17 protein-coding genes are annotated in these 16,247 nt (G+C 62.0%); 6 read left to right on the top strand and 11 right to left on the bottom strand.

What is annotated here, in order from left to right; genetic code table 11:
- Window positions 1–4: 4 nt before the first annotated feature.
- From J9885_RS04895 to lpcA, 3 genes are all read right to left on the bottom strand, one after another.
- Window positions 5–340 (bottom strand): Hpt domain-containing protein, encoded by a 336-nt coding sequence (locus J9885_RS04895; RefSeq protein ID WP_043761795.1) that lies wholly within the window; start codon window positions 338–340, stop codon window positions 5–7.
- A gap of 292 nt (window positions 341–632) precedes the next feature.
- On the bottom strand, window positions 633–1,430 hold the full coding sequence (locus J9885_RS04890; RefSeq protein WP_043761796.1) for a class II glutamine amidotransferase: 798 nt from the start codon (window positions 1,428–1,430) through the stop codon (window positions 633–635).
- 120 nt (window positions 1,431–1,550) lie between these two features.
- Entirely contained in the window at window positions 1,551–2,129 is a 579-nt protein-coding gene (lpcA, locus tag J9885_RS04885) for a D-sedoheptulose 7-phosphate isomerase (protein WP_043761851.1), read from the bottom strand.
- Window positions 2,130–2,383: 254 nt separating this feature from the next.
- Here lpcA and fadE point away from each other — a divergent pair, with 254 nt between their 5' ends.
- Window positions 2,384–4,840 carry an acyl-CoA dehydrogenase FadE gene (fadE, locus tag J9885_RS04880; RefSeq protein WP_210548260.1) on the top strand — a complete coding sequence of 819 codons (2,457 nt, stop codon included), beginning with the start codon at window positions 2,384–2,386 and terminating at the stop codon, window positions 4,838–4,840.
- A 172-nt stretch (window positions 4,841–5,012) separates the two neighbouring features.
- A complete protein-coding gene (locus J9885_RS04875) occupies window positions 5,013–6,530 on the top strand; it encodes an HD domain-containing phosphohydrolase (protein ID WP_210548259.1) in 1,518 nt (505 codons plus the stop codon).
- A gap of 67 nt (window positions 6,531–6,597) precedes the next feature.
- On the opposite strand, the gene J9885_RS04870 is transcribed toward J9885_RS04875, so the two are convergent.
- The gene (locus tag J9885_RS04870) at window positions 6,598–7,854 is read right to left on the bottom strand and encodes a TIGR03503 family protein (protein WP_210548906.1); all 1,257 of its coding nucleotides are present in this window, start codon (window positions 7,852–7,854) and stop codon (window positions 6,598–6,600) included.
- Window positions 7,851–8,585 (bottom strand): DNA polymerase III subunit epsilon, encoded by a 735-nt coding sequence (gene dnaQ / locus J9885_RS04865; RefSeq protein WP_210548258.1) that lies wholly within the window; start codon window positions 8,583–8,585, stop codon window positions 7,851–7,853. Before dnaQ ends, J9885_RS04870 begins: the two co-directional genes overlap by 4 nt.
- A gap of 75 nt (window positions 8,586–8,660) precedes the next feature.
- Between dnaQ and rnhA the strand changes: the two genes are divergently transcribed.
- Complete coding sequence (rnhA, locus tag J9885_RS04860) at window positions 8,661–9,125, top strand: ribonuclease HI (RefSeq protein ID WP_134695923.1); 465 nt, start codon at window positions 8,661–8,663, stop codon at window positions 9,123–9,125.
- 6 nt (window positions 9,126–9,131) lie between these two features.
- Here rnhA and J9885_RS04855 read toward each other — a convergent pair whose 3' ends face one another.
- Window positions 9,132–9,854 (bottom strand): methyltransferase domain-containing protein, encoded by a 723-nt coding sequence (locus J9885_RS04855; protein ID WP_043761805.1) that lies wholly within the window; start codon window positions 9,852–9,854, stop codon window positions 9,132–9,134.
- A gap of 81 nt (window positions 9,855–9,935) precedes the next feature.
- Here J9885_RS04855 and gloB point away from each other — a divergent pair, with 81 nt between their 5' ends.
- Window positions 9,936–10,700, top strand: coding sequence for a hydroxyacylglutathione hydrolase (gene gloB, locus J9885_RS04850; RefSeq protein WP_210548257.1), 765 nt, complete (start codon window positions 9,936–9,938; stop codon window positions 10,698–10,700).
- A gap of 87 nt (window positions 10,701–10,787) precedes the next feature.
- Here the strand turns inward: gloB and J9885_RS19930 are convergent, their stop codons facing one another.
- Window positions 10,788–11,060, bottom strand: a complete 273-nt coding sequence (locus J9885_RS19930) for a hypothetical protein (protein WP_231557823.1) — start codon at window positions 11,058–11,060, stop codon at window positions 10,788–10,790.
- Between J9885_RS19930 and J9885_RS04845 the strand changes: the two genes are divergently transcribed.
- The gene (locus tag J9885_RS04845; RefSeq protein WP_245155476.1) at window positions 11,061–12,317 is read left to right on the top strand and encodes a LysM peptidoglycan-binding domain-containing protein; all 1,257 of its coding nucleotides are present in this window, start codon (window positions 11,061–11,063) and stop codon (window positions 12,315–12,317) included.
- Between the two features lie 69 nt (window positions 12,318–12,386).
- Here J9885_RS04845 and J9885_RS04840 read toward each other — a convergent pair whose 3' ends face one another.
- Window positions 12,387–13,232, bottom strand: coding sequence for an endonuclease/exonuclease/phosphatase family protein (locus J9885_RS04840; protein ID WP_210548256.1), 846 nt, complete (start codon window positions 13,230–13,232; stop codon window positions 12,387–12,389).
- Window positions 13,233–13,343: 111 nt separating this feature from the next.
- Here J9885_RS04840 and J9885_RS04835 point away from each other — a divergent pair, with 111 nt between their 5' ends.
- Window positions 13,344–13,568 carry a hypothetical protein gene (locus J9885_RS04835; protein ID WP_210548255.1) on the top strand — a complete coding sequence of 75 codons (225 nt, stop codon included), beginning with the start codon at window positions 13,344–13,346 and terminating at the stop codon, window positions 13,566–13,568.
- A gap of 6 nt (window positions 13,569–13,574) precedes the next feature.
- On the opposite strand, the gene yciA is transcribed toward J9885_RS04835, so the two are convergent.
- From yciA to J9885_RS04820, 3 genes are all read right to left on the bottom strand, one after another.
- The gene (yciA, locus tag J9885_RS04830) at window positions 13,575–13,973 is read right to left on the bottom strand and encodes an acyl-CoA thioester hydrolase YciA (protein ID WP_029314261.1); all 399 of its coding nucleotides are present in this window, start codon (window positions 13,971–13,973) and stop codon (window positions 13,575–13,577) included.
- 143 nt (window positions 13,974–14,116) lie between these two features.
- On the bottom strand, window positions 14,117–14,929 hold the full coding sequence (locus tag J9885_RS04825) for an NAD-dependent epimerase/dehydratase family protein (RefSeq protein WP_210548254.1): 813 nt from the start codon (window positions 14,927–14,929) through the stop codon (window positions 14,117–14,119).
- A 246-nt stretch (window positions 14,930–15,175) separates the two neighbouring features.
- A complete protein-coding gene (locus tag J9885_RS04820) occupies window positions 15,176–16,174 on the bottom strand; it encodes a LacI family DNA-binding transcriptional regulator (RefSeq protein ID WP_134695501.1) in 999 nt (332 codons plus the stop codon).
- Between the last annotated feature and the right edge of the window lie 73 nt (window positions 16,175–16,247).

Here is a 16,247-nt window from a genome sequence, read left to right as displayed (position 1 = left end):
GGGATCAGTGAAATTGGGCCAGGTGGGTGAAGACCTGAGGCAGGGAATATTCCAGCTCGCTCAGCAGACGCCCGGCTTCTTGCGCGTCTTCCCGTCGACAGGCTGCTTCCAGGGCCATGACTTGTTGATAGCTGGGTTGGGCGCCATAGCTGCCACAAGAAGATTTCATGCTGTGGGCAAGACGGGCCAGGGCGGACCAGTCCCGCTGATCATAGAGTGGCCTTAACTGGGCCAGCTGTTCCCCTACCTCTTCGACAAACACCGAGATGACGACCGGCATCATCTCGTGACCGATGTCATCTGCCAGTTGCCGCAGCACTTTCTGATCCAGCCATTCCATCTTCTCTTCCCTATGATGGTATTCAAACAGACCACAATATAGCCGATTGGTACAGCGGCTGTCATCCACCCTCCGGCGGCGTGCGGGTCGCCAAGGCGGCGTCGGAGTGTGAGCGGGTTCAAGTTATCGACACGTCGCCCATGGAGGGGAAAGATAAAGGTTGTCACAAAATTAACATTAAAGTAACAATATGAGCCATGAGAATGATGCGGCTCAGCAACACCTCTCTCATCCCTTTTTGCCTGTATGGCTGCTGCGAAGAACCAGGGTAGGATTCTACCCTGGTATTTTTTTATTGCCGGGCAGGCAATCTGGCTGCGTTGCCATACTCCAGCTCGCCCAGACGGAACAGGCAGAACTCCCCGGGTACCATCTTCACCCAGCTTTCATTGCCTGTGAGCGGCCGGGTAGCGATCAGGGTCACCACGTCGTTCGGGGTGGTTTCGCTCTGAAAGTCGATGACCACGTCCTCATCCAGCAGGCTCGCCTCGCCAAACGGCGCCCTGCGTGTCAGCCAGTAGAGGTTGTTGCTGCAATAGGTCATCACGAACTCCCCATCCGACAGCAGCATGTTGAATACCCCGAGCCCGCGCAACTCGTCACACAGGGTCGCCAGATAGCGGAACATGGCGGGAAAATTTGCCGGACGCTTGGGGTATTTCTGCTCCAGCCTGTCGAGCAGCCAGCAGAAGGCGTGCTCGCTGTCGGTGTCCCCCACCGGACGATGCCGCCCGGTCGGCAGCTTCTTGTAACCGGTCAGCTGGCCGTTGTGGGCGAAGGTCCAGTAGCGCCCCCACAGCTCACGGGTGAAGGGGTGGGTGTTCTCGAGCGACACGCAGCCCCGGTTCGCCTGCCGGATGTGGCTGACCACGGCGCGGCTCTTGATGGGCAACGCCTGCACCAGCTTGGCGATGGGGGACTGGGCACTGGGTTCGGGATCCTTGAAGGTGCGAAACCCCTTCCCCTCGTAGAAGGTGATCCCCCAGCCATCCTTGTGAGGGCCCGTCTTGCCGCCCCGCAGCATCAGCCCGGTGAAGCTGAAGCAGATGTCGGTCGGCACATTGGCGCTCATGCCGAGCAGTTCGCACATATCCCGTCAACCCCCTGAATTACATGATTATCTCTGCTTTCATCAGATTTGTCGGCAGGCTGCGAGGCGTCCGGATCTGTCGTCCAGCCGGGCGCCTCTCCACCTTCGATGCCCGCCCGATTACTTGGCCATCTCTTTTTCGACCAGCTGGATCAGGATGTGGATCACCTTGATGTGCACTTCCTGGATGCGGTCGGCATAGCCGAAGTGCGGCACCCGGATTTCGACATCGGCCAGACCGGCCATCTTGCCGCCATCCTTGCCGGTCAGGGCGATCACCTTCATGCCTTTGGCATGGGCCGCTTCGATGGCCTTGAGGATGTTGCCGGAGTTGCCACTGGTGGAGATGCCTAGCAGCACGTCGCCACGACGGCCGACCGCTTCCACATAGCGGGAGAATACATAGTCGTAGCCAAAGTCGTTGGAAACGCAGGAGAGGTGGCTGGGATCGGAGATGGCGATGCCGGCATAGCCGGGACGGTTCTCGCGATAGCGGCCGGTCAGCTCCTCGGCGAAGTGCATGGCGTCGCAGTGGGAACCGCCGTTGCCACAGGAGAGTACCTTGCCTTCCTCTTTGAAGGAGGCGGCCAGCAGTTTGGCGGCGGCCTCGATGTTCTTCAGATTCTGCTCGTCGGCCAGAAACGCCTGGAGCACGCCGGCAGCTTCAGTCAATTCGTTGCGGATCAGTTCTTGGTACATGGTCTTTGAGATCTCGTGGTCCAACATAGGGTGGCCGCATTGTCGCACAAGCCGGCCCAGTCGTCGCCCCCCGCCCGCCAAGATGCGGCGGACCGTGCGTTATGCCGATCACAGAGCCAAGGTAACGAGCTTGTAAACAGCTTGATAAGTTTGTGCGTATGAATTACAACAGGGACCACGACCAACAGGTCAGACCTCTGGATCAGTTAGTCCACGATTCTCCAACTTCGGCTACTCATTGCAAGGAGCGAAAAATGACGACGACCCTCACTCTGCTCGGGGTGATCCTGGTGATCGGCGCCATGGCATACCGCCGGGCGTCCCTGTTCACCGCCACGCTTGCCACGGCCGCCGCCCTGGTCGCCGGCACCCTCTATGGCCACGTGCCCCTGCTGGTGTGGGTACTGTTCGCGGTGCTCGCCATCCCCCTCAACCTGGTGGAGTTTCGCCGCAACCAGCTGACCAGGCCGCTGTTCAAGATCTACAAGTCCATCATGCCGGAGATGTCCCGCACCGAGAAGGAAGCCATCGAAGCGGGCACCACCTGGTGGGAGGCCGACCTCTTTGCCGGCAACCCGGACTGGAAGAAGCTGCACGCCATTCCGGTCAGCACCCTCAGCGCCGAGGAGCAGGCCTTCATGGACGGGCCGGTAGAAGAGGTGTGCCGCATGGTCAACGACTGGGAAGTGACCCACGAGCGCGCCGATCTCTCCCCCGAGGTGTGGCAATACCTGAAGGACAACAAGTTCTTCGCCATGATCATCAAGAAGAAGTACGGCGGCCTGGAGTTCTCCGCCTACGCCCAGTCCTGCGTGCTGCAAAAGCTGTGTGGCGCCAGCGCCGTGCTCGCCTCCACCGTCGGCGTGCCCAACTCCCTCGGCCCGGGTGAGCTACTGCAACACTACGGCACCGAGGAGCAGAAAGACCACTATCTGCCTCGCCTCGCCGTCGGCAAGGAGATCCCCTGTTTCGCCCTGACCAGCCCGGAAGCGGGATCGGATGCGGGCTCCATCCCCGACTTCGGCATCGTTTGCAAGGGAGAGTGGGAAGGGGAAGAGGTGCTCGGCATGCGCCTCACCTGGAACAAGCGCTATATCACGCTTGCCCCCATCGCCACTGTCCTGGGGCTGGCCTTCAAGTTGCGCGACCCAGATCACCTGCTGGGTGACGAAGAGGAGCTCGGCATCACCTGCGCCCTCATCCCCACCGACATCGACGGGGTCGAGATCGGTCGTCGTCATTTCCCCCTCAACGTGCCGTTCCAGAACGGTCCGACCCGTGGCAACGAGGTGTTCGTGCCGCTCGACTTCATCATCGGCGGCCCGGCCATGGCTGGCCAGGGCTGGCGTATGCTGGTGGAGTGTCTCTCCGTCGGTCGCGGCATCACCCTGCCCTCCAACAGCACCGGCGGCGTCAAGATGCTGGCCCTGGCCACCGGCGCCTACAGCCGCATCCGTCGCCAGTTCAAACTGCCCATCGGCAAGATGGAAGGGATTGAAGAGCCGCTGGCCCGCCTCGGCGGCAACGCCTACATCATGGGCGCCGCCGCCAAGCTGACGGTGACCGGCATCGATCTCGGCGAGAAACCCTCTGTCATCTCCGCCATCGTCAAGTACCACCTCACCGACCGTGCCCAGAAGTGCATCATCGACGCCATGGACATCCACGGCGGCAAGGCCATCTGTATGGGCCCGAACAACTACCTGGCCCGCGGCTATCAGGGCGCCCCCATCGCGGTCACCGTCGAGGGAGCCAACATCCTGACCCGCAGCATGATCATCTACGGTCAGGGGGCCATCCGCTGCCACCCCTACGTGCTGCCCGAGATGCTGGCCGCCAGCCACCCGGACAAGGAGCAGGCCCTCAAGGACTTCGACAAGGCGGTGTTCAGCCACGTGGGCTTTGCCATCAGCAACCTGGTGCGCAGCTTCTGGCTGGGCCTCACCGGCGCCCGCTTCGCCGCAGCGCCGTTCAAGGATCAGACCAAGGGCTACTACCAGCAGCTCTCCCGCCTCTCCGCCAACCTGGCGTTCCTGTCGGACATGGCGATGGGTACCCTGGGCGGCGAGCTCAAGCGCAAGGAGCGGGTTTCCGCTCGCCTGGGTGACGTGCTGAGCCAGCTCTATCTGGCCTCCAGCGCCCTCAAGCGCTATCAGGACGAGGGCCGCCAGCAGGCAGATCTGCCGCTCTTGCACTGGGCACTGCAAGACGCCCTGTTCAAGGCACAGGAAGCCATCGACGAGCTGCTGCGCAACTTCCCGAACCGCTGGATTGGGCTGGCGCTGCGCGCCATCGTGCTGCCGCTGGGTCGCGACCTGAAACGTCCCTCCGACAGGCTCGACAGCCAGGTGGCCCGCCTGCTGCAGACGCCGAGTGCGACCCGCAGCCGTCTGGCCGAAGGCCAGTACCTCACCCGCGAGGAGGGCAACCCCTTCGGGCTGCTGGAGCAGGCCCTCGACGACGTGCTGACCGCCGAGCCGCTGTTTGACAAGGTGTGCAAGGCCGAAGGCACCAGACGTCCCTTCACCCAGCTCGACAAGGTGGCGGAGGCCGGTCTGACTCTCGGCGTCATCAACCAGACCGAGGCCGAGCTGTTGCGCCGCGCCGAAGCGAGTCGCCTGCGCACCATCAACGTCGATGACTTCGACCCTGTCGATCTGGTGGCAAACAAGGCACTGTTTGAAGCCTCAGCCTACCACCGTGCAGCCTGATCCAAAGCCTGTCAAAACGCCTCCCTCGTGGAGGCGTTTTTCATGAAGAGATCGACCTGTGACCTTTCGGGGTGCGGGAGAAAACGACTGGATCATATTTTGAATACCAATCCATTTCCTATATTGAATGAAGCGGTTAAGGTAAACACAGTATCACTCACAGGATTGCGTAATGGATGATCAAATCCTGATTATCGACGATGAAGATCTTCCCCCGTCAGCGCTGCAGACCGCAGGCTGGAAGGTGATGATAGTGGACGATGAGCCCGAAGTGCACCGCATCACCAAGATCACCCTGAGCAAGTTCGAGTTCGACGGCAAACCCATAGATTTCCTGCACGCCTATTCCGCCGCCGAAGCCAAAGCGCTGCTCGCCATCACCCCGGATGTCGCACTGCTGCTTCTCGACGTCGTCATGGAGGCCGATCACGCCGGCCTCGAGGTAGTCAAATTCGTGCGCGACGAGCTGCAAAACAAGATGGTGCGCATCGTGTTGCGTACCGGTCAGCCCGGCCAGGCCCCGGAAGATGACGTCGTCACCAACTACGACATCAACGACTACAAGGACAAGACCGAACTCACCTCCCAGAAGCTGCGCACCCTGCTGCGCGCCAGCCTGCGCTCCTATCGCGACATCCGCACCCTGGAGAGCAATCGCCAGGGGCTGGAGAAAGTCATCGAAGCCTCCAGAGGGATCTTCGAGCAGCGCGCCCTGCGCCAGTTTGTCGAGGGGGCCCAGACCCAGCTCAGCGCCCTGCTGAACCTGGAGGGGTCCCAGATCTACGATGTGAAGCATCTGGCCTACGAGGTCCGGGACCAGGTGCTGGAGCCCCTGCTCAGCGACGGCCCTGCACTGCGGCTCACCGAGGCCCCGGCCATCCTGCGCAGCGCCATGGCCAGGGGAGGCAACGTCTACGATGGCAACCAGATGGTGCTCTACTGCAAGAATGCCCGCCATCACCTGCTGTTCCACATCGAGACCACTCGCCCCCTCAGCCAGATGGATACCGGCCTGCTGAGCCTGTTTACCGAAAACATCATAGTGGCGCTGGAGAACATCCGGCTCAACGAGGTGATCGGCGACAACCAGCGGGAGATCATCTACCGCATCGGCGAGCTGGTAGAAAGCCGCACCAAGGAGTCCGGCCTGCACGTCAAGCGGGTGGCACTCTACACCGAGCTGTTCTGCCAGTTGCTCGGCATGAACGAAGACAGGTGCGAGCTCATCAAGCGCGCCTCCCCCCTGCATGACATCGGCAAGGTGGGGATCCCGGACGCCATCTTGCACAAGCCGGGCAAGCTCACCCCCGAGGAGTGGGAGATCATGAAGACCCACGCCCAACTCGGACACGACATGCTCTCCGGCAGCGATCTGGCGCTATTCCAGATAGGCGCCACCATCGCCGGCAATCATCACGAGAAGTGGAACGGCACCGGCTACCCTCGCGGACTCAAGGGGGATGCCATCCCTCTGGAGGGGCGCATCGTCGCCCTAGCGGACGTGTTCGATGCCCTGGGCTCGGATCGCTGCTACAAGCGGGCCTGGCCCCTTGAAGAGGTACTGTCGCTGATCAGGGAAGAGCGGGCGCAGCACTTCGATCCCCAGCTGGTGGATCTGATGCTGGCCAATCTGGAGAAGTTTCTCGACATCCGCGAACAGTACAAGGACATCTACATCGGCGCCCACTGAGCCATCCTGCGAGCCACAGCAAGAAGCCGCCTCATGGGCGGCTTCTTCATATGCGAATGAAGGCGGGCTATTGCTCCGGCAGATTGAGATCCAGCTTGAGGGCCGGGGCGGGCTCGCTCTGCTGCGCCTTCTGTGCCGCCATCGCCTTGTGCAACGTGCGGCGCTTCTGCAGCAGGATGAAACCCACGGCACCCAGCAGGAGCAGCACCACGCCTCCCCCGCCCAGTGCCCAGGGCAGCCAGACCGGGCTCTCACGCTCCTCAAACTTGGCCTTGGCCGGCTTGGCCGCCGAGGTGGCTGGCGCTGCGGAGGGAACCGGCGCCGGTGGCGGCGCTATGGTAAACGACTTGGCAGGCAGTTGCAGCCGCACTTCCCGGCCGAGCCGGGTCGTGCCGAACAGGGTGGCCTCCACCTGGTACTGGCCCGCCGCCTCGAGGGCGGAGAGATCGACGCCGAAGCGAAGCTCCTTCGCCACCTCGCTGAAGTCCAGGCTGTGACCGGTGCCGTCGCTGGCCTTGCCCTGGATCACCACGGAAGCCGGATCCAGCTCCTCCCCATCGATGACCAGGGAGAGCTTGGCCCCCGCCTCTCCCGAGGGCGCGACAAGGGTGTAGCTCACCGGCCAGGGGTAGAGCAGTACCTGCTGCGACTCGGCGCGAGAGAACACCTCGTTGCCGGTACTGTAGAGGGCGCGATACTTGCCTGCCGGCACGTCCAGCACCGCCTCGGCGGTCAGCACCCCATCCCCTGGCACCTCGTCCAGCCCCTTGCCATCGTCCAGATAATGGCCGAGCGTCTCCTCGAAGATGGGCTCTCCGCTCTGGGCCTCATCATTGAACTGCTGCAGCCTCACCGTCATGCCCAGATCGGTGAGGTAGTACCCCGCTCCCGGCGCCGCCCCGTCGATCAGCAGGCGGGATTGCAACTTGACCCGCTCCCCCTGGTAGAGACGAGCCGGCAGCGGTTCGCTCACGACCCGGATATCGGAGAGCAGGCGCACCCGGTTGTCGGGATCGACCTCGCCGATGGCCTGCCAGGGGCCCGGCATGGGATCGCGCACCGTGATGAGATCCTGATCCTGCAGTGCCTGCCAGCCCACCTCCGGCGGCTTGACCTTGCCGACATAGAGCTTGCTGCCGTCGGGTCGCACCAGGATCACCGAGGGGGTCCCCGGCTTGCGCTTGATGATGAAGGTGATCTCCTTCACGCCGTAATCGATGCGAAAGCGGTTGTCGAGCAGGGGAATATCGGAAGGACCGAACACCTCGTTGGCCGAGGCAGAGAGCGAGGCCAGCAGCAACAGGCCGCCCCAGAGCGAACTCATTGCCGCCACAGGCAGGCACCTCCTTTCTTCTGCACCAGATCCAGCCTGGCCTCATGGGCAGCCACCACCTCCTCGCTGGCGCGCACCACCCTGAGGGGGGCCCGGTTGCTCTCCAGGCGGCGAATGCCGGTGTCCTGGTTGCTGTCACTCTCGTTGCTCTCGCTGGCCAGGTTGAGCTTGGTCTGGCCACCCGTCATCAGCAGGTAGACGTCTGCCAGGATCTCCGCATCGAGCAAGGCCCCGTGCAGGGTACGGTGGGAGTTGTCGATGCCGTAGCGATCGCACAGCACATCCAGATTGTTGCGCTTGCCCGGGAAGAGATCCCGCGCCATCGCCAGGGTATCCGTGATGCCGCAGATGTCGGCGGTCTTGAAGTCGAGGCCGAGCTTGCTGAACTCGTAGTCCATGAAGCTCACGTCAAAGGGCGCGTTGTGGGCGATGAGCTCGGCGCCACGGATAAACTCGATGAAGTCGTCCGCTATCTGGTTGAAGGAGGGCTTGTCCGCCAGGAAGGCATCCGTGATGCCATGCACCGCGATGGCTTCAGGGTCCACCAGCCGGTCCGGCTTGATATAGACGTGGAAATGGTTGCCGGTCAGTTTGCGGTTGATCACCTCCACACAGCCGATCTCGATGATGCGGTGCCCGAGGTAGACGGGACCGCCCGCAGTATTCATGCCGGTGGTTTCGGTATCCAGAATGATCTGGCGGTTCAGTTGGGGTGTGCTCATGATCAAATCCATGTCAAACTTCGGTTTTACTCGCTAGTTTACCCCAAGCCTTCGGCTAAAACAGATTGATTGCTCATGTTAAAACAGATTGATTTATTTACGGATGGCTCCTGCCTCGGCAACCCGGGCCCCGGCGGTTATGGTGCCGTCATGGTCTATGGCAAGCATCGCAAGGAGATCTCGGCCGGTTTCAGACTGACCACCAACAACCGGATGGAGCTGATGGCGGCCATCATGGGACTGCGCACCCTGAACGAATCCTGCCAGGTACGGCTCACCACCGACAGCCAGTATGTGCGCCAGGGCATCACCCAGTGGATCATCGGCTGGAAGAAAAAGGGATGGATGACAGCCAACCGCCAGCCGGTCAAGAACGTCGATCTCTGGCAGGCCCTGGATGCGGAGGTGGCACGCCACCAGATCGAGTGGCTCTGGGTCAAGGGTCACTCCGGTCACCCGGAGAACGAACGCTGCGACGAGCTGGCCCGGGAAGCCGCCAGCGGCAAGCAGCTTGCCGAAGACGAAGGCTACCAGCCCTGAGGGCCGCTAGCCGCCCTGGCGCGCCATCCCAGGCGCGGCCATCGACTCCGGCAGCCGCCAGCGGCGGCGCACCGGGGTGACAGGAAAACGCCGCTTGCGGGCGGCAATCACATAGACGGACGCCAGGGAGCGGCAATAGTCCCGTCCCAGACTCTCCCGCCACCAGCCGATCCGGCTCTGCCTGCCCATGAAGGAGAAGCCGAATCGCTCGTCGAACATCACCTCGCACCCGAGCAGCTGCAGCCAGTCCGTCACCCGGGCGGGCGTGAACATGCGGGCGGACCAGGGCAGATGTCGTCGCATGAAAGGCAGATAGTGGCCCAGACCGACCAGGCTGACAGGATTGTAGCCGCTGACGATGAGCCAGCCATCGTCGGTCAGCACCCGCTCCGCCTCGCGCAGCACCTGATGGGGATCCGGCGAGAAATCGAGACAATGGGCGAGCAGGCAGGCATCCACGCTGCCGGAACGGACCGGCAAGGCCAGGGGATCCCCCACCAGGTCCAGCAGTCGCCCACCGGGAGCGACCCCGATTTGATGGCGGATGGTGGAGCAGCCGCAGGAGAGTTCGGCGCTCAGGGCGCCGATTTTCAGCAGATGATAACCAAACAGATGAGGGCACCAGCTGTCGAGCCGCTCCTGCAGCTCGGCGGCCACCCAGTCCCCCATGGGCAGTGCCGACCAGCTGGTCGGGATCGCGATCTGTTGTTCGGTACGTGCCAGCTGCATAATGGAACCAACTCGGGGGTGCGAATGCCATCCAGTTATATAAGATCCCATCCCTAAAGAACACTAAAGAGAAGCCGACCCATGTATACCGTCATCACAGTTCCCGCCTTTAACGACAACTACATCTGGTTGATCCGACACGAGAATCACTGCCTTGTCGTCGATCCGGGCGAAGCCGCTCCCGTGCTGGAACGGCTCGAGATCCTGGGGCTGGAGCTCGACGCCATCCTGCTGACCCATCACCATCGCGACCACGTCGGGGGTGTATCCGAGCTGCTGCACCATTTCCCCCACGCCCGCCTCTATGGCCCCAAGCATGACCCCATGCCCGATCATCATGGCCAGTGGCTTGATGACGGGGACAGGATCGACTGGCACGGCCTGAGCCTGGACGTCCTCCATCTTCCCGGCCATACCCTGGGTCACATCGCCTATTACGGCCAGGGCATGCTGTTTTGCGGCGACACCCTCTTCAGTGCTGGCTGCGGCCGCCTGTTCGAAGGCACCCCGGCCCAGATGTACGGCTCCCTGCAACGGCTCGCGGCCCTGCCCGACGACACCCTCCTTTATTGTGCCCATGAGTACACCCTCTCCAACCTGCGTTTCGCCCATGCGGTCGAGCCGGACAACCCGGCGATCCAGCAGCAGATCGGGGTGATCAGCAAGCTGCGCCAGCAGGGCCTGCCGAGTATCCCCTCCCGGCTGGGGGATGAGCGGCATTTCAATGTTTTTCTGCGCTGCGAGCAGGACTCAGTGAAATTTTCTGCTGAGAAATACGCCCTTAAATGCTTGGAAAATCCAGAGGATACCTTCACTGTCTTGCGGGCTTGGAAGGACGTTTTTTGAACAAACCTTGATCAGGGGGGGATTGCCCCTTATGATGCGAGCTGTTTTTCCATAGATGACCTGAGCGAGATGAAGCTACGAACGGCCTTATTGGCAGCGCTGTTTCTCAGCGGCTGCCAAAACCTGAGCCATCAGGATGACCGGGCGATAACGGCAATCGAGCCGATCAAATCCCCCCAAGTCAGCAAGAAAACGTACAAGAAACACTCTTCCCGATTGCTGTTCGGTGACGAACAGATAGAAGAGATGGATGACACTGATAACCTGTGGGTGCGTATCAGCGATGATATGCAGCTGGACTCGCATGATAATGCCCGTGTCCGGCAGCAGCGTGATTGGTTGTTGCGTAATGATAAGCATATGGCGACCATTGCCAGCCGGGCTGAGCCCTACCTGTATCTGATGGTAGAGGAAATCGAACGGCGTGAGCTGCCAATGGAGCTTATTACCATCCCCATGATCGAGAGCATGTTCGATCCCAACGCCCGCTCCCGCAGCAATGCGGTCGGCCTTTGGCAGTTCGTTCCTGCGACCGGCAAGAATTTCGGCCTGCGCCACGACAACTGGTATGACGGCCGACGCGACGTCCTGGCATCCACCAATGCCGCACTGGACTACCTGGAATACCTGAACCGTTTCTTCGACGGTGACTGGCTCCAGACCCTGGCCGCCTACAACGCGGGTGAGGGCCGGGTGCGCAACGCCATCGTCCGCAACGAGCGGGCCGGCCGGCCGACCGACTACTGGTCGCTGGATCTGCCCCGTGAAACCCGGATGTATGTGCCCAAGATCCTGGCCATGGCCGACATGATCCGCAATGCGGACCAGTACAATGTCACCCTGCCGGTGCTGGCCAACAAGCCGCAGCTGCGGACCATCAATACCGGTGGCCAGATCGATCTGAACGTGGCGGCGCAGCTGGCGGGGATTTCCGCCTCCCAGCTCAAGGCGCTCAATCCGGCGCTCAAGCGTGGCGTGACCTCACCGCGGGGTCCCTACAACCTGCTGGTGCCCGTCGAGTATGCCGATACCCTGGAGCTGGCCCTGGCCGATCTGCCCCAGCGTGAGCGGACCCGTGGCGTGCGCTCCTATCAGGTCACCCGCGGCGACACCCTGTCCCGTATCGCCCAGAATCACGGGGTGAGCGTGCAGCAGCTCAAGCTGGCGAACAATCTGCGCGGCAACAACCTGCGTCGTGGCCAGAGCCTGATCATCCCCAATGGTGGCAACGCCATGGTGAGCCAGGCCGCCAAGAGCAAGCCGCAACAGCTCGCCAGCAACAGCGGCAACAAGATCCAGTATCAGGTGCGCTCCGGCGACAACCTGTGGAGCATCAGCCAGGCACACGGCGTCAGCCACGCCGACCTGGCCAAGTGGAACGGGCTGAGCGCCAAGTCGGCCCTGAAACCTGGCATGAAGCTGGTGGTCTGGCCCAAGCAGGGCAAGGGCAGCAACAAGTCCATGGTCTATCAGGTGCGCCGCGGAGACTCCCTCTCCTCCATCGCCGCCCGATTCCAGGTCGGCGTGAACGACGTGATGCGCTGGAACCAGCTCGGCAAGAGCGACTACCTCAAGCCCGGTCAGGAACTGACCCTGTTCGTGAAGAACAACAGCTGATCGCTCATCACAATCCAAAAAAATACCCCGCCTGGTGCGGGGTATTTTTTTACCTGCCATCCGGCCCCGTCAGGGGGTGATGGCCTGGGCCGCGAAGCGCGCCAGTATGGGGTTGTGATCCGAGGCGTCGGTGGCCGGCGAGCTCACCTCCACCAGATCCAGATTGCGGTAATAGAGGTGATCCAGCGGACGGCCGAAGGCGGTACGGCGCAAGTCGGGCACCGGGATGGCCTCCTGCAGGCCGAGCTCCCCCACCAGCTTGTTCAGCCAGAATTCGCGCTTGTCGCTCCAGGTGTTGAAATCCCCGGCCAGGATGACGGGCCCCTGATGGCGATGGACCAGGGCGGTCAGATCGTTGAGCTGCTCCCGGAAGGTGGCCATCCCCAGCTCGAAGTTGACCGCGTGGAGGTTCACCACCAGCACGCCATCGGGGTCACCCTGCAGGGGGTAGAGGCTGACCAGACCGGATTTGGGGATGCGCAGCAGCGGCTCGGGGGAGCGCACGCCACAGACAAAGGCCTGGGGCGTCTTGGCGACCGTCATGACGCCGTAGGAGACGCCCCCCTGGGTGAAGGCCTGCAGCTGCTGCCACTGGAAGTCGCCTCGCCTCAGCCAGTCCAGCATCTCGGGTCGGGTCGCCGACTCCTGCAACAGCACCAGATCCCGGGATTTGGCGTACTCGTCCAGCCCCTCCTGCCAGTTCTTGCGCTGTCCCTTGTAAAGATTCCAGACGGTGATGCCGAACTCCCGGGGCAAGGCGGTGGTGGCGAGCGCCACCAGCGGAGGACGGTCGCAGTGAGCGCCGGGCACTATGCCCGCGGCCGTGACCAGATGGTCCTGATCCGGCACCTCGAAACAACCGACCAGTCCCAATGTCAGCAGGGAGGTCCCCAGAATCCGATAACTATTTTTCATTGGCTAACAACCACCTGCCTCTGCAAGACGCCATGATCCGCACAGAGATCATGATCGCCAACTAGTCTCATTATTCGTGTCCGGCCCGACTCATCCACGAGGGATCCCGCCATGGCGAGACAGCATCAGTACCGCGTGACATTTTACGATCAACAAGGAACTTGTCATCAAGTGGAGCTCTCCACCGTCTATCAGATCAGGCGGGATCCCCAGTGCGATCTCTGCCTGTTTGACACCAAGCAGTGTGTCGGCTCGGAAGAGATGCTGGAGCGCATGATACGGCAAAAAACCGGGCTTGAGCAGGAAATATCCATCATCAATGCCCGGCTGATCTAAGCCGCCTCAGACCGGGACAGGACGGGATTTACCCTGATCGTCGATGGCCACGTAGGTAAATACCCCCTCGGTCACGCAGTATCGCTGGGCTTCGTTCTCCCGCAGTACCGGCTTGACCCAGACCTCCAGCTTGAGGCGCATGGAGCTGCGACCAATCTTGAGGCAGCGTCCGTAGCAGCACACCACGTCCCCCACCTTGACCGGACTGTGGAAGGTCATCCCCTCCACCGAGACGGTACAGATGCGTCCTTTTGCCAGCTCCTTGGCCATGATGCCCCCACCTATATCCATCTGGGACATGATCCACCCGCCGAAGATATCGCCATTGGGGTTGGTATCGGCTGGCATCGCCAGGGTTCTCAGCAACAGTTCCCCATCGGGGTGACGCTTGGTCTCTTCCATCATTACCGCTCTCTTTATCATGGATGGCGGCATGATAGGGGGCGATCCCGCCCTTGGCAAACCTCAATTCCCCCCGAAGCCCGCACCCCGTCTGGCTCGCGTCCTCCTGCACCGGAAAAATGGGATCACATTGGAGCCTGCTCTGTTCAACCCTGCCGGGTCCCCTGTTCGGCAAACCAGTGGGCCGGATCCGGCCAGCGGTAGACGAAACCGCGCCGCTGGCAGATGCGCTGCCCCTCGATGGGGAGAAAGTCCCCCGCCGGCTCGATGAACAGCGGTGGCGCCAGCCCAAGCAGACGGCTCGCGAAGGGATAAAGCTGCTCCCGGCGCGGGTGGACAGGGGCGCTCAGGTTATAGGCCTCCCCATCCTGCCCCTTTGCCAGCATCAGCTGGCAGGCGGCCACCACATCGTCCAGGTGCACCAGATTGACCGCCTGACCGCCTCCCGCCAGCGTCTTGCCGGCGAGAAACCGCCCCGGATGGCGCTCCGGGCCATAAAGACCGGCCGGGCGCAGTATCATGGCGCAGGCAAAGCCCCCGCCCAGCACCGCGAGCTCGGCCGCACGCATCCGTGCCCCCCGTTCATGCGAAGGCTCGGGGGTCTCCTCTTCGGTCTGGCCGGGCGACCACACCGAGGTGGCGCTGATGAACAGCACCCGCCGAACGCCCGCCACCCTCGCCTGCTGACACAGACGGGCCACCGAGGCCGGATAATCCAGGGTCTTGCTGGGCGGCACGCAGATCACCAGATCATGGCAGCGAAAAGGCAGCGCCCCCATCTCGGGGGCAAGCAGCAGCGGCCAGGCCGCGATACCCTCCCCTCGCAGCAGCCCGGCCTTTTCGGCGGAGCTGACCGTCACCACGACCCGCTGGCCCGACGCCTGAAGCGCCCTTGCCAGCGGCAGCCCCAGCCAGCCGGCTCCCAGGATCCCCGTCTGGAACTCATGTTCGTTCATCATTGCAAAATCCTGACAAAAAAAAACGGCCATCCTATGATGACCGTCGAAAGTAACGAAGGAAATAGCCGGATAAACCGGTTACCTCCCACAGCGGGAAAATCGGGAGCGCACGCTCCTAATTCGTGGGCCTATCCTAGTGGCAGCGCTGGTAAAAAGCTTTGAAGCGGATCACAGTTGAAAAGGATTTCTGAAAGCGCTTTCACTCTTTTGCAAAAAAGTCGACCCGCCCGGGGCCAACTTGATGGCTCAGGCCACCGATTCCCGCCGAACCAGTTCTGCCTCGAACTTGAGTGCCAACCCCTCTACCGGCTTGTGATCCAGCAGGCGCAGGGCCAGCTCGGCCGCCCGCTCCCCCATCTCTTCGATGGGGTAGCGCACCGTGGTGAGCTTGGGATAGATGTAGCGGGCATAGGGGATGTCATCGAACCCCACCACCGACACTTGCTGGGGGATCTTGTAACCCCGCTCCAGCAGACAGGAGATGGCACCCGCCACCATGGCGTCGTTGAAGCCCAGAACGGCGGTGAACTCGACGCCGCGCGACAGCAGTTCGCTCATGGCCACATAGCCGCCCTTCTCGTCGGCGTAGGCGCGACCGATGAGGGCTTGATCCAGTTCGATACCTGCCCGTTTCAGGGCGAAGCGATAACCGGCCATCCGCTGCTGACCATCGACGAACTCCTCGTCATCGGACGTGACGAAGGCGATCTTGCGATGGCCCGCATCCAGCAGATGCTGGCAAGCCGTGGTGATGCCCGCCTGGTTGTCCAGCCAGACACAGCGATCCTCGCAGCCCGGTACCTGGCGGTTGATGAAGACGATGGGGGTCGTGCCCGATGCCAGCTCGCTGAGCTCTTCGTCAGGCAGCGCCTTGCTGTGCAGGATCAGGGCGTCGCACTGGCGCTGCAGCAGCGCCTGGATGGCATGACGTTCCCTCGCGGCATCGTGGTTGCCGGAGACGACGATGGTGAACTTGTTCGCCTTGTCGACCATGCTCTCGATACCGCGCATCATCTGGGCGAAGAAGGGGCCACCACACAGATCCCCGACCAGCACGCCGATGCAGTTGGAACGTTTGCTCACCAGGGCCTGAGCGAAGCTGTTCGGACGAAAGCTGAGCTCCTTCATGGCCGCGAGTACGGCCTCGCGCTTCTCTGGCGCTACCTGTGCCGTGTTGTTGATCACTCGAGACACTGTCGAAATGGAGACATTCGCCAGCTGAGACACATCTTTGATCGTTGCCACTCTCGATTCCTTTGTTGGACAAGCCTGTCTGTGTTAATCGGGCATTGTATCGAACCTGCCAGCCCAAGACGCG

Source organism: Aeromonas sp. SrichE-2G (genome assembly GCF_017939565.1).
GTDB classification, from domain to species: Bacteria; Pseudomonadota; Gammaproteobacteria; order Enterobacterales; family Aeromonadaceae; genus Aeromonas; species Aeromonas taiwanensis.
This window is presented reverse-complemented; position numbering and strand designations above follow the sequence as displayed.

What these genes read in the sequence shown, in the direction of transcription:
- gloB (WP_210548257.1), top strand. Translation starts at nt 9,936, where the DNA reads ATGTATACCGTCATCACAGTTCCCGCCTTTAACGACAACTACATCTGG.
- fadE (WP_210548260.1), top strand. Translation starts at nt 2,384, where the DNA reads ATGACGACGACCCTCACTCTGCTCGGGGTGATCCTGGTGATCGGCGCC.
- J9885_RS04840 (WP_210548256.1), bottom strand. Translation starts at nt 13,232, where the DNA reads ATGAAAAATAGTTATCGGATTCTGGGGACCTCCCTGCTGACATTGGGA.
- lpcA (WP_043761851.1), bottom strand. Translation starts at nt 2,129, where the DNA reads ATGTACCAAGAACTGATCCGCAACGAATTGACTGAAGCTGCCGGCGTG.
- J9885_RS04890 (WP_043761796.1), bottom strand. Translation starts at nt 1,430, where the DNA reads ATGTGCGAACTGCTCGGCATGAGCGCCAATGTGCCGACCGACATCTGC.
- rnhA (WP_134695923.1), top strand. Translation starts at nt 8,661, where the DNA reads ATGTTAAAACAGATTGATTTATTTACGGATGGCTCCTGCCTCGGCAAC.
- J9885_RS04870 (WP_210548906.1), bottom strand. Translation starts at nt 7,854, where the DNA reads ATGAGTTCGCTCTGGGGCGGCCTGTTGCTGCTGGCCTCGCTCTCTGCC.
- J9885_RS04875 (WP_210548259.1), top strand. Translation starts at nt 5,013, where the DNA reads ATGGATGATCAAATCCTGATTATCGACGATGAAGATCTTCCCCCGTCA.
- J9885_RS04855 (WP_043761805.1), bottom strand. Translation starts at nt 9,854, where the DNA reads ATGCAGCTGGCACGTACCGAACAACAGATCGCGATCCCGACCAGCTGG.
- J9885_RS04825 (WP_210548254.1), bottom strand. Translation starts at nt 14,929, where the DNA reads ATGATGAACGAACATGAGTTCCAGACGGGGATCCTGGGAGCCGGCTGG.
- J9885_RS04845 (WP_245155476.1), top strand. Translation starts at nt 11,061, where the DNA reads ATGGCGACCATTGCCAGCCGGGCTGAGCCCTACCTGTATCTGATGGTA.
- J9885_RS19930 (WP_231557823.1), bottom strand. Translation starts at nt 11,060, where the DNA reads ATGCTTATCATTACGCAACAACCAATCACGCTGCTGCCGGACACGGGC.
- yciA (WP_029314261.1), bottom strand. Translation starts at nt 13,973, where the DNA reads ATGATGGAAGAGACCAAGCGTCACCCCGATGGGGAACTGTTGCTGAGA.
- J9885_RS04835 (WP_210548255.1), top strand. Translation starts at nt 13,344, where the DNA reads ATGGCGAGACAGCATCAGTACCGCGTGACATTTTACGATCAACAAGGA.
- J9885_RS04895 (WP_043761795.1), bottom strand. Translation starts at nt 340, where the DNA reads ATGGAATGGCTGGATCAGAAAGTGCTGCGGCAACTGGCAGATGACATC.
- dnaQ (WP_210548258.1), bottom strand. Translation starts at nt 8,585, where the DNA reads ATGAGCACACCCCAACTGAACCGCCAGATCATTCTGGATACCGAAACC.